The sequence below is a fragment of the Brenneria corticis genome, from assembly GCF_003115855.1.
Classification (GTDB): domain Bacteria; phylum Pseudomonadota; class Gammaproteobacteria; order Enterobacterales; family Enterobacteriaceae; genus Brenneria; species Brenneria corticis.
Genome location: NZ_KZ819082.1, coordinates 160,984 through 168,103, shown reverse-complemented (window position 1 = coordinate 168,103; position 7,120 = coordinate 160,984). Strand labels below are relative to the sequence as shown.

6 protein-coding genes are annotated in these 7,120 nt (G+C 59.7%); 3 read left to right on the top strand and 3 right to left on the bottom strand.

All coding sequences use genetic code 11. From position 1 onward, the window contains the following. Positions 1–96: 96 nt before the first annotated feature. Complete coding sequence (locus tag DDT56_RS14415) at positions 97–318, bottom strand: YgdI/YgdR family lipoprotein (protein WP_136167132.1); 222 nt, start codon at positions 316–318, stop codon at positions 97–99. A gap of 183 nt (positions 319–501) precedes the next feature. Between DDT56_RS14415 and csdA the strand changes: the two genes are divergently transcribed. Beyond that, the gene (gene csdA, locus DDT56_RS14410; protein ID WP_136167131.1) at positions 502–1,707 is read left to right on the top strand and encodes a cysteine desulfurase CsdA; all 1,206 of its coding nucleotides are present in this window, start codon (positions 502–504) and stop codon (positions 1,705–1,707) included. Positions 1,708–1,718: 11 nt separating this feature from the next. After that, the gene (gene csdE / locus DDT56_RS14405; RefSeq protein ID WP_136167130.1) at positions 1,719–2,162 is read left to right on the top strand and encodes a cysteine desulfurase sulfur acceptor subunit CsdE; all 444 of its coding nucleotides are present in this window, start codon (positions 1,719–1,721) and stop codon (positions 2,160–2,162) included. 46 nt (positions 2,163–2,208) lie between these two features. On the opposite strand, the gene tcdA is transcribed toward csdE, so the two are convergent. Together tcdA and DDT56_RS14395 are read right to left on the bottom strand one after the other, a co-directional pair. Next, entirely contained in the window at positions 2,209–3,021 is an 813-nt protein-coding gene (gene tcdA, locus DDT56_RS14400) for a tRNA cyclic N6-threonylcarbamoyladenosine(37) synthase TcdA (RefSeq protein WP_136167129.1), read from the bottom strand. 47 nt (positions 3,022–3,068) lie between these two features. After that, positions 3,069–5,327 carry a molybdopterin guanine dinucleotide-containing S/N-oxide reductase gene (locus DDT56_RS14395; protein ID WP_136167128.1) on the bottom strand — a complete coding sequence of 753 codons (2,259 nt, stop codon included), beginning with the start codon at positions 5,325–5,327 and terminating at the stop codon, positions 3,069–3,071. A 198-nt stretch (positions 5,328–5,525) separates the two neighbouring features. Here DDT56_RS14395 and DDT56_RS14390 point away from each other — a divergent pair, with 198 nt between their 5' ends. Further along, positions 5,526–7,112, top strand: coding sequence for an ABC transporter substrate-binding protein (locus DDT56_RS14390; RefSeq protein WP_136167127.1), 1,587 nt, complete (start codon positions 5,526–5,528; stop codon positions 7,110–7,112). The last annotated feature ends 8 nt before the right edge of the window (positions 7,113–7,120 follow it).

Sequence of the window (7,120 nt, the reverse complement as noted above, 5' to 3'; positions counted from 1 at the left end):
TGCCCGCCACCTTTCAGGCCGTCGCAGGGCGACGTTTAAAAACGCTCCCGGCGTTTTTTTATGGCGGGCTATCCCTGCCCGCCACGACCGCGATAACTATTTAGCTTCAGCTATTTCTTTAACATTGGCGCGGTTAAGCTGCTGATTCTGACCGTAGGCATCGGTATAGCTAATCAAGCCGGTATCATCATCAACCTTAGGTTTGCCGTCGGTAATGATGGTGCGCCCGTCGTCGGTATGAATGACATAATTGCTGGAACAGGCGGCTAAAGAAAACGCCATTACGATAGCGGCAAAAATAGAGATTTTATTCTTCATAATTAACTCCCAATGGATAAAAATATTTTCCAATCAACCCTGTACATCATGAAATCCTGAACATTAACATTTTAAAGCATAGCAAGATTTATTCATTTTTCCACAAAGCGGCGCTAAGCATCGTCCTAAACTTGTTTCCCCCATCAAAATGAGACAGGATCTGACTCCCACAAGAGGACGCTCATGACACGGTTTAACGCCACAATTTTCCGCCAGCATTTCCCCGCGCTTATTCAGCCGGGCGTATACCTTGACAGTGCTGCCACCACCTTAAAACCGCAGCCGGTTATCGACGCCGTGCAACAGTTTTATCGCCAGGGAAGCGGCACGGTACATCGCAGCCAGCACCGCGCAGCGCAGCGGCTGACAGAGCGTTTTGAGCATACGCGGCAACAGGTCGCCGCGCTTATTCATGCGGCGGATCCGCTCGCCGTCGTCTGGACCAAAGGCACCACCGAGGCAATCAATCTGGTGGCGCAAAGCTACGCCCGTCCGCGACTGCGGGCGGGGGATGAGATCCTGGTCAGCGAAGCGGAACACCACGCCAACCTGATCCCCTGGCTGATGGTGGCGCAGCAAACCGGCGCACGCGTGGTGAAACTGCCCATCGGCGCCGATCTATTACCGGATATCGACCGGCTCGCCGATTTGCTCACCCCCAGAACCCGCCTGCTGGCGTTGGGGCAGATGTCCAACGTCACCGGCGGCATGCCCGATCTGGCAAAAGCCATTCAGCTGGCTCATAGGTACGGCGCGGTGGTGATGGTGGACGGCGCGCAGGGCATAGCGCACAGCCCGCCCGATGTTCAGGCGCTGGATATCGATTTTTATGCTTTCTCCGCCCACAAGCTGTATGCGCCCACCGGCCTCGGCGCGCTGTATGGCAAAACGGCCCTGCTGGAAAGCATGACCCCGTGGCAGGGCGGCGGCAAAATGATGACCCAGGTCTCCTTTGACGGATTTACGCCCCAGGCGATCCCCCAGCGGTTTGAGGCGGGTACGCCCCATATCGCCGGCGTTCTCGGTTTGTCCGCCGCGTTGCAGTGGCTGTCGCAACAGGATTGGCCGGCGGCGGAACGGCACAGCCGGAACCTGGCCCGGCAGGCGGAAATTCAGCTGGCGCAATTCCCCGGCTTTCGCAGTTTCCGCTGCGCTGATTCGAGCGTGCTCTCTTTCGATTTCGCCGGCGTTCACCACAGCGATCTGGTGACGCTGCTGGCCGAGAGCGGCGTGGCGTTGCGGGCGGGCCATCATTGCGCCCAGCCGTTAATGGCCGCGCTCGGCGTCAACGGCACGCTGCGCGCGTCGTTTGCCCCTTATAATAATCAGCAGGATATTGATGCGCTGATTGCCGCCGTCGGCGCGGCGCTTGAATTACTTACGGATTAAGCGGTATCACCATGACGACGATAACACTCTCCCCTCATCCGTTCGGCCGCCAGATTAGCGCCGCCGACCTGAAAACGCGTTTCGACGCCTGTCGTTCATGGGAGGAACGCTACCGGCAGCTTATTTTACTGGCCAAACAGCTTCCCGCCCTGCCGGAAAGGTTAAAAAGCGAAGATATCGCGCTGACCGGCTGCGAAAATCAGGTCTGGCTGGGTTATCAGCGTCAGGAAGACGGCACGCTGCACTTTTACGGCGACAGCGACGGGCGCATCGTGCGCGGTTTGCTGGCGGTGTTGTTGACCGCCGCGGAGGGGAAAACCGCGCAGGCGCTGCTTGAGGAAGATCCGCTGGCGCTGTTCGACGTCCTGGGGCTGCGCGCGCAGCTCAGCGCCTCCCGCTCCAGCGGCCTGGCGGCGCTGGCCGCCAGGGTGCGGGCGATTGCGGAACAGGGTTGATTTTTACGTCGGCCGACGCCAAAAACCACGGATGGAACAGCGTGGATTATTCCCCTGACCGGCGCGCCTCTTTCGCCATCATCTTCTTCAGCGCGTGGGAAACGGCAACAAAACCGAACGTCGCCGTCACCATGGTCGCGGCGCCGAAACCGGAGGCGCAGTCCATGCGTTTCACCCCTTCGGCGCTGCCGCGCGAGGCGCAAACCGAGCCGTCGGGCTGCGGATAAACCAGCGGCTCGCTGGAAAACACACAGTCTATCCCCAGCTTGCCCTTGCTGTTTTTCACCACGTTAAAGTCGTGCTTCAGCCGCTCGCGCAGTTTGGCCGCCAGCGGATCCTGAATGGTTTTTGCCAGATCGGCCACCGCGATACGCGTCGGATCAATCTGTCCGCCGGCGCCCCCCGTGGTCACCACCGGGATCTTGTAACGCCGGCAGTAGGAGAGCAGCGCGGCTTTGGGGCGCACGCTGTCAATGGCGTCGATCACGTAGCTGAAATCGCCGTCGAGCAGCGCCGCGACATTCTCGGCGCTGATAAAATCATCCACGCAGGTCACCCTGCATTCAGGATTGATGGCCAGAATGCGTTCGGCCATCACCTCGGTTTTCGCCTGCCCGGTATGCTGGCGCAGCGCATGGATCTGCCGGTTGGTGTTACTGACGCACACGTCATCCATATCAATCAGGGTGATGGCGCCGATGCCGGTGCGGGCCAGCGCTTCCGCCGCCCATGACCCCACCCCGCCGATGCCTATCACGCAGACATGCGCCTGAGAAAACAGCGCCAGCGCCTGCCGACCGTATAAACGCGCGGTGCCGCCGAAACGCTGTAGATAGGCTTCGGATAATTGCGTACTCATTGCTGCCAACCTTTAAATCGGGAAAATAAAAACGCCACAGGATACCCCTAAACCGGCGCCACCTCCACCAGGCAGCTCATGGCGTTCGGCCCCTGCGTCAAGGAGGAGGTGCCGATATCCAGCGTCAGCACGTTCGCGTTCCCCGACTGCTCGACCGGGTGCCACTCTTTTTGGCCGAAACCGGGATCGAACCAGGCGCCGGTAGCCATAATCACCACCCCCGGCGTCACGCCGTCGGTGATCCGCACGCCGGCATAAATACGCCCGCGATCGTTGCTGACTTCCACCTGGAAACCCTCGTTGATGCCGCGCGCCGCCGCATCCTGCGGATGCATATAGAGCGTCTCCCGGCCCGCGGTTTTATTCGCTTCGACCTGGGGCGTCGTCGCCAGTTGGCTGTGCAGCCGATCGCCAGGCTGAATGGAAATAAAGTGCAGCGGCCAGGTTTGCGTGGCCGACGCCCCCAGCCATTCAACCGGCGGCCGCCATTCGGGATGCGGCGCAAAGTCGGGGTAGTCATACCCGGCGATGGTGGAACTGAACAGTTCGATTTTACCGCTGGGCGTTTGCAGCGCATGCTGCTGCGGATCGCGGCGGAAATCCTCAAAGAACACGAACGGCTTGTCGTCCATCGGGATCTCGACGTGCCCTTGCCGCCAGAACTCGTCAAACGACGGCCAGGATTGCGCGGCCTCTTGCTGTCTGGCGCGGCACTCGTCATAGAGCGTGGTCAGCCACTCCCGCTCGCTGCGGTTTTGGGTGAAAGCGTCCCCATAGCCCAGCCGCTGCGCCAGTTCGCTGAAGATGTCGAAATCATGGCGCGCCTGATGCCGCGGGGCGATGGCCTGATGCATGGCGAAAATAAAGCGATCGCGGGAAGAGCCGCCGATATCGTTGCGCTCCAGAGTGGTGGTCACCGGCAGCACGATATCCGCCATCCGCGCCGCCGGCGTCCAGACGATATCCTGCACCACCACCGTGTCGGGCTTGCTCCACCCCTCCACCAGCCGGTTCAACTGCTGGTGGTGATGGAAAGGATTGCCCCCGGCCCAGTGAATCAAATGAATGTCGGGGTAGTGATGCGTTTCCCCCTGAAAGGTATAGGGCTGACCGGGATGCAACAGCATATCGGCGATGCGCGCCACCGGGATCGACCGCCCGGGATTCGGGTGGGAAGGCGACGCCGGCGCCGGGGTGGCGATACGTTCGTTGCCGACGCTGTTCATCGATCCGTGGCCGAACGAGAAACCGCCGCCCGGCAGCCCGACCTGCCCCAGCATCGACGACAGGGCGATCATCATCCAATAAGGCTGTTCGCCCCGATGCGCCCGCTGAACGGAGTAGGAGCAGGTGATAAAGCTGCGCACGCCGATCAACTGCCGCGCCAGCCGCTCGATGCGCGCCGCCGGAATGCCGGTAATGGCGCTGGCCCAGGCCGGCGTTTTCGCCGTGCCGTCGCTACGGCCGCCAAGATAGTCCGTCAGTTGCTCATAGCCGACGCAGTAACGTTGCAGGAAATCCTTGTCGTCGGCCCCCAGGCGCTGGATCTCATACCCCAGCGCCAGCATCAGCGCCACATCGGTATTCGGGCGGATGGGGATCCACTCCGCATTGACGAACGCCGGGCAGTCATCGCGCATCGGGCTGATATTGATCACCGGAATGCCCTTCGCCACCAGCTTTTCCAGCGCCGGCCGCAGCGTATGGTGCCCCGCGCCGCCGGAGGCCACCTGGGCGTTTTTCAGCGCCAGGCCGCCAAAGGCGAGAAAAATATCGCAGTGTTCGGCGACGCTGCGCCACTCGGTCACCTTGCCGGTCAGCGGATGGAAGGTGCCGATGACATACGGCAGGAAAAACTGCGCCGCTCCCCAGCTGTAGTTGCCCAGTTGGTCCACCGCGCCGCCGCCGGAAAAGTAAAACCGGCGCACCTGGGAGCGGGCATGGTGAAAGCGTCCGGCGGAAGACCAGCCGTAGGAACCGGCAAACAGCCCGTCGGCGCCGTAGCGATCGCGGATACGGCGGTTTTCCTCCGCCACCAGGTCGAGCGCCACGTCCCAGTCGACCTCGACAAAGTCTTCTTTGCCGCGCAGCGAACCATCGCTCTTTTCACGCTGCTGCAGCCAGGAGCGACGCACCGCGGGCCGCCGGATGCGGCGTTCCGAATAGACCAGCGGAACAATGGAGTCGAGCATGGGAGAAGGTGAAGGGTCGCCCGCGAATGGCTCGCAGCGAATCAATTTTCCGTCTTCAACAACGGCGGTAAACGCGCCCCAGTGAGCCAGGTGTGGATAACGTTTAATCGACATGACGACCTCATGGTAGTAGTTAGCGAACTATATAATAGCCTGAATCCGCGCCTTGCCCAATCGCCGGCGTCGCCAATGATTTATGCGTAATTCGAGATTGCTTATCCGAATTTAAACGTTCGTTTAAAACGGTCGTTGGGATACGGTCGCGATAGAAAATAAAAACGCAGAATCCACGCTCCGATACGGATGGGAAAGATGAAAAAACATGCACTTTTATCAATATTGGTAATAGCTTCTTCGCTATTCAGTCTACACGGCCAGGCAGCAGACCCCACGCCCAAACGCGGCGGAACCCTTAATTTTCTGGTCGAGCCGGAACCGCCGGTGCTGACCACGCTGATCAATACCGCCGGCCCCATTCTCAAGGTCAATTCCAAGGTCATCGAAGGGTTGCTTAATTATGACTTCGACCTGAAGCCGGTTCCCGCCTTGGCCACCAGTTGGTCGATCAGCCCGGACGGCAAGCAGTATACCTTTCATCTGCGCCAGGGCGTGAAATGGCACGACGGCAAGGATTTCACCTCCGCGGACGTCGCCTTCTCCATACTGGCGGTCAGACAATATAATTCACGCGGCCAGGGAACCTTCGCCAGCGTCACCGACGTGAAAACCCCCGATCCCTATACCGCGGTGGTTGAACTGTCGCAGCCGGCGCCCTATTTATTGAGCGCCTTCTCGGCGAATGAAGCCCCCATCGTGCCGAAGCACCTGTATGAAGGCACCGATATTCGCAGCAATCCGCACAATACCGCGCCGGTCGGCACCGGCCCCTACGTCTTTAAGGAATGGGTGCGCGGCAGCCATATCATTTACGAACGCAACCCGCAATATTGGGATCAGCCCAAACCCTATATTGACAAGCTGGTGGTGAAATTTATTCCCGACGCCGCCACGCGCACCATTGCGTTTGAAACCGGCGCGCTCGACCTCGGCAGCGAATCGCCGGTGCCGTTAAGCGAAATCGGACGCATCGAGAAGAACAGCAAGCTGGGTATTGAAACCGGCGGCTATGGCTACGGGCCGACGCAAACCCGCATCGAATTCAATCTGGATAATAGCTACCTGAAACACCTGAAAGTCCGCCAGGCGATCGCCCACAGTATTAACCGCGACGTACTGAAAAACGTGGTGTGGTACGGCTACGCGGTAAGCTCGCCGACGCCGATTACCCCGGAGCTGGCGCAATTCCATGACGGCACGCCGTCCCCCTATGGTTTCGATATCGCCAAGGCCAACGCCCTGCTGGACGAGGCGGGCTTTCCCAAACAGGCGAACGGCATCCGCTTTAAGCTGACCCATGACTACCTGCCTTACGGCGACGGCTTTAAGCGCGTGGCCGAATACGTTAAATCCGCCCTGGCGAAGGTCGGTATCGACGTCACCATTCGCTCACAGGATTTCGCCACCTATATCAAGCGCGTTTATACCGATCGCGACTTCGATTTTACCAACCACTCCATTTCCAACCTGTTCGATCCGGCGGTAGGCGTACAGCGTCTCTACTGGTCGCAGTCCTTTAAGCCCGGCGTACCCTTCGGCAACGGATCTCACTACCACAACCCGGAAGTGGACCGTTTGCTGGAACAGGCCGCGGTGGAGATCGATCCGGCCAAACGCGCCGAATTGTATAAACAGTTCCAGCGCATCGTCGAAGTCGAGCTGCCGGACCTTAACCTGCTGCAGATTAAACGCCTGACCATTTACAACAAGCGGGTACACAACCACCTGACCGATATTCAGGGGGTAAACGGCAGCCTGGCCGAAGTGTGGCTGGATCAGTAAAACGATGC

What these genes read in the sequence shown, in the direction of transcription:
- DDT56_RS14415 (WP_136167132.1), bottom strand. Translation starts at nt 318, where the DNA reads ATGAAGAATAAAATCTCTATTTTTGCCGCTATCGTAATGGCGTTTTCT.
- csdA (WP_136167131.1), top strand. Translation starts at nt 502, where the DNA reads ATGACACGGTTTAACGCCACAATTTTCCGCCAGCATTTCCCCGCGCTT.
- csdE (WP_136167130.1), top strand. Translation starts at nt 1,719, where the DNA reads ATGACGACGATAACACTCTCCCCTCATCCGTTCGGCCGCCAGATTAGC.
- tcdA (WP_136167129.1), bottom strand. Translation starts at nt 3,021, where the DNA reads ATGAGTACGCAATTATCCGAAGCCTATCTACAGCGTTTCGGCGGCACC.
- DDT56_RS14395 (WP_136167128.1), bottom strand. Translation starts at nt 5,327, where the DNA reads ATGTCGATTAAACGTTATCCACACCTGGCTCACTGGGGCGCGTTTACC.
- DDT56_RS14390 (WP_136167127.1), top strand. Translation starts at nt 5,526, where the DNA reads ATGAAAAAACATGCACTTTTATCAATATTGGTAATAGCTTCTTCGCTA.